Source organism: Streptomyces sp. NPDC005899, from assembly GCF_040629645.1.
GTDB lineage: Bacteria > Actinomycetota > Actinomycetes > Streptomycetales > Streptomycetaceae > Streptomyces.
Genome location: NZ_JBEXWB010000497.1, coordinates 1 through 3541 on the forward strand (window position 1 = coordinate 1; position 3541 = coordinate 3541).

General features: G+C 77.0%; 3 protein-coding genes. 1 reads left to right on the plus strand and 2 read right to left on the minus strand.

Going from position 1 to position 3541, the window contains the following annotated elements; all coding sequences use genetic code 11:
• The coding region (locus ABZ371_RS30445; RefSeq protein WP_358685685.1) for a helix-turn-helix domain-containing protein at positions 1-336 on the plus strand (336 nt) is incomplete at its 5' end.
• 3 nt (positions 337-339) lie between these two features.
• On the opposite strand, the gene ABZ371_RS30450 is transcribed toward ABZ371_RS30445, so the two are convergent.
• Together ABZ371_RS30450 and recN are read right to left on the minus strand one after the other, a co-directional pair.
• Positions 340-1488 (minus strand): glycosyltransferase family 4 protein, encoded by a 1149-nt coding sequence (locus ABZ371_RS30450; RefSeq protein WP_358685688.1) that lies wholly within the window; start codon positions 1486-1488, stop codon positions 340-342.
• A gap of 195 nt (positions 1489-1683) precedes the next feature.
• Positions 1684-3438: a DNA repair protein RecN gene (gene recN / locus ABZ371_RS30455; RefSeq protein WP_358685691.1), complete on the minus strand. Its 1755-nt coding sequence runs from the start codon at positions 3436-3438 to the stop codon at positions 1684-1686.
• Positions 3439-3541 lie beyond the last annotated feature (103 nt).

A 3541-nucleotide genomic window follows, 5' to 3' on the forward strand; every position in this document is an offset into this window, starting at 1 on the left:
CGCGAGCGGCCCTGGTTCGACGCCCGGCGCCTGGACATCGATCTGCTGCTGTGGCGGCTGCGGGACCAGCCGGACCTGGCGTCCTTCGTGGAGCGGGCGATCGGGCCGCTCCGCGAGCACGACCGGTCCGCGCGCCCCCCGCTGCTGCCCACGCTCGAGGCGTACGTGGCCCACGCCGGCCGCAAGGCGGAGGCCGCCCGCGAACTGCACCTGAACCGGCAGACGCTCTACAACCGGCTGGCCCGCATCGGGGAACTGCTCGCCGCCGACCTGGACGACCCGGAGACGGTGCTGGCCCTCGGGCTCGCTCTGCGGGCCCGCCGCCACACCGCCTGAGGCTCAGGTGGGCGGCGCCACCGGAGGCCGGGCCAGCTCGTCGTAGACGGACAGCACGTGGGCGACCACGTCGTCCTCGGTCGGCCAGCCCGCGGCCTGCGTCCGGCCGGCCCCGGCGAGCCGCTTCCGCCGGCCCGGATCGCCGAGGAGCCCGGTCACCGTGCGGGCCAGCGCCTGCGCGTCCCCGTACGGCACCCGGGCGGCCGCCTCGCCGACGAGCTCGGACAGCGTGTCCGGCCCGGCGGCGACCAGGGGTACGCCGAGCCTCAGCGCCTCCTGGGCCAGCACCGGCCGGGCCTCCCCCGTGCCGGGCAGGATCGCCAGGTCGGCGGCGGCGAGGATCTCGCCGAGACGGTCCGGGCCGGCCAGGACGACGGGCAGCCCTTCCCCGGCGGCCCTCGGGCCGAGGTCCGCCGTCCGGCGCTCGTCCCCGACGACGACCAGCAGGGGCACGGGGTCGTGCGTACGCCAGACGCGTGCGGCGTCCAGGAGCGTTCCGCAGCCGTGCTGAGGTACGGGCGCGGCCACCGACACCAGCAACGGGCTGCCGGTCGCGCCGAGTTCCGCGCGCACCTTGCCGTCGTCGCGGGCGGGCGGGTGGAGGGCGGTCGCCTCGTCGGCCGTGCCGTCGGGGTCAGTGCCGTCGCCGTCCGGTGCGAGGCGGCTCGCCACCACGGCCGCGCGGGCGAGCCGGGCGTCCCGGGCACCCCGGCGGCGGGCCCGGTCGACCAGTTCCGTCGACGTGCCGAGCACGACGGCCGCCGCCCGGGCCGCCCTGCGCTCCATCAGGGACAGCAGCCGGCCGCGGGCGCCCTCCGCCGGGGCCGGGGTGTGCCAGGTCATGACCAGGGGGGTGCTGCGGCCGCTGAGCGCGATGCCGGCGCGGACCGCGGCGTGCAGGCCGTGCGCGTGGACGACGTCCGCGTCGGCGCAGGCCGCTCGCAGTGCGGCCACGGCCGCCGGATCACCGCGCCGGGGCACGGGGGCGAAGCGCGCCCCGGTGGCCGGGAAGCCGTGAGGGCCGTCCGCACCGGGCGGAGCGCAGACGGTGACGCGCACCCCGCGGGCGACCAGTCCGGCGGCGAGCGAGGTGACATGCGCCCTGCTGCCCGCGCCGCCGCCCAGGACTTGGACCGTACGCAGCTGTGACACGTTGGATGGCTCCCGGGGCTCCCGAGTCGGCGGAACGGACAGCGCCAAGGATGCCAGTCCGTACGCACGTTCAGGCACCGGAGAAACGTTGTTGCGCGACGAGGGGCGACGGCTCTCCCGCTCGTCTCACTCGTACGAGTGAGACGAGCGGGGCGATGCTGACGACCGCCCCGCCGTTCCGCCCGACCGTACGGCCTATCCGCCCGCCCGGGCGGTCTCCAGGAGCTCCTCCGCGTGGGCGCGGGCCGTTTCGGAGTCCTCCTGCCCGGCCAGCATCCGGGAGAGTTCCCGGACCCGGTCCTCACCCCGAAGGACGGTCACGCCGCTGCGGGTGACCGAGCCGTCGACCGTCTTCTCGACCAGCAGCTGCCGGTCGGCGAACGCGGCCACCTGGGGCAGGTGGGTGACCACCACGACCTGCGCGGACCGGGCGAGCTTCGCGAGCCTCCGCCCGACCTCCACGGCGGCCTTCCCGCCGACGCCCGCGTCGACCTCGTCGAAGAGGTACGTCGGCACCGGGTCCGAGCCCGCGAAGACGACCTCGACGGCGAGCATCACCCGGGACAGCTCGCCGCCGGAGGCGCCCTTGGCGATGGGCCGGGGCTGGGCGCCGGGGTGGGGGGCCAGCAGCAGCTCCACCTCGTCGGCCCCCGACGGCCCGTAGACCACGCTCCGGCCCCCGACGTCGATGCCGGACGCCTCGTCCGCCGCCTCGGTCTGCCGGACGGCGAAGGAGACCCGGGCGTGCGGCATGGCGAGGGACGCCAGTTCCCCGGTCACCGCCTCGGCGAAGCGTGCCGCCGCCTCCGTGCGCGCGTCGGTCAGCGCCTGCCCGAGCGCGGAGAGCTCGCCGCGGAGCGCGTCGCGCTCCGCCGTCAGCTCACCGATCCGGTCGTCGTCGCCCTCCAGCTCGGTCAGCCGGCCGGCCCCTTCCTGCGCCCAGGCCAGCACGGCGGCCGCGTCCTGACCGTCCCGGCCGTACTTGCGGGTGAGCGCCGTGAGCGCGGCACGCCGCTCCTCGACGGCGGCCAGCCGCAGCGGGTCGGCGTCCAGCTGGTCGGCGTACCCGGCCAGTTCGCCGGCCACGTCCGCCAGCAGGATCGAGATCTCACCGATCCGGTCGGCGAGCGCGGCCAGCGCCGGGTCGTGCGCCCGCACGGCGTCCAGGGACCGCCCGGCGGCGGCGACCACGGTGGTGGCGTCCACGCCTTCGGGATCCTCCGGGTCGCCCGCGAGGGCGCCGTGCGCGAGGGCCGCCGCGGAGGCGAGGGCCTCGGCGTGGCCGAGCCGTTCGGCCTCCGCGGCGAGGTCGGTGTCCTCCCCCGCCAGCGGCTCGACCGCCGCGATCTCGTCGAGGCCGAAGCGCAGCAGGTCCGCCTCCTGGGCCCGTTCCCTGGCCCGGGTGGTCAGCTCGTCCAGCTCGGTGCTCACCGCGCGCAACCGCCGGTAGGCCGCCGCGTACGCCGCGTGGGGCACCGCGACGCCGTCGCCCGCGTAACGGTCGAGGGCCTGCCGCTGCCGGGCGGGCTTGAGCAGTCCCTGCTGGTCGGTCTGGCCGTGTACGGCGACGAGCTCGTCGGCGAGTTCGGCGAGCACCCCGACGGGCACGGACCTTCCGCCGAGGTGGGCCCGGGAGCGCCCTTCGGCCGAGACGGTACGGCTGATGAGCAGCGCGCCGTCCTCGACCTCACCGCCGGCCTCCTCGGCGCGCAGCACCGCCGCGTCGCCCGGGGACACCGTGATCCGCCCCTCCACGACCGCGGCTTTCGCACCGACCCGCACCAGGGCGGGATCGGCGCGCCCGCCGAGCAGCAGCCCGAGGCTGGTGACGACCATGGTCTTGCCCGCGCCGGTCTCACCCGTCACCGCGGTGAAACCGGGTGACAGCTCCACCACCGCGTCGTCGATGACTCCGAGCGACCGTATCCGCATCTCCTCCAACACGGACATGACCTTACGAGGTCCGGACCCCGGCACGCTAACGGCCTCGCCCGCGACGGGGAGCGGATCGGCGAACGGCGGCGCACGGCCGCGGCGGCCCGGCGAGGCGGGG

What these genes read in the sequence shown, in the direction of transcription:
- recN (WP_358685691.1), bottom strand. Translation starts at nt 3,438, where the DNA reads ATGTCCGTGTTGGAGGAGATGCGGATACGGTCGCTCGGAGTCATCGAC.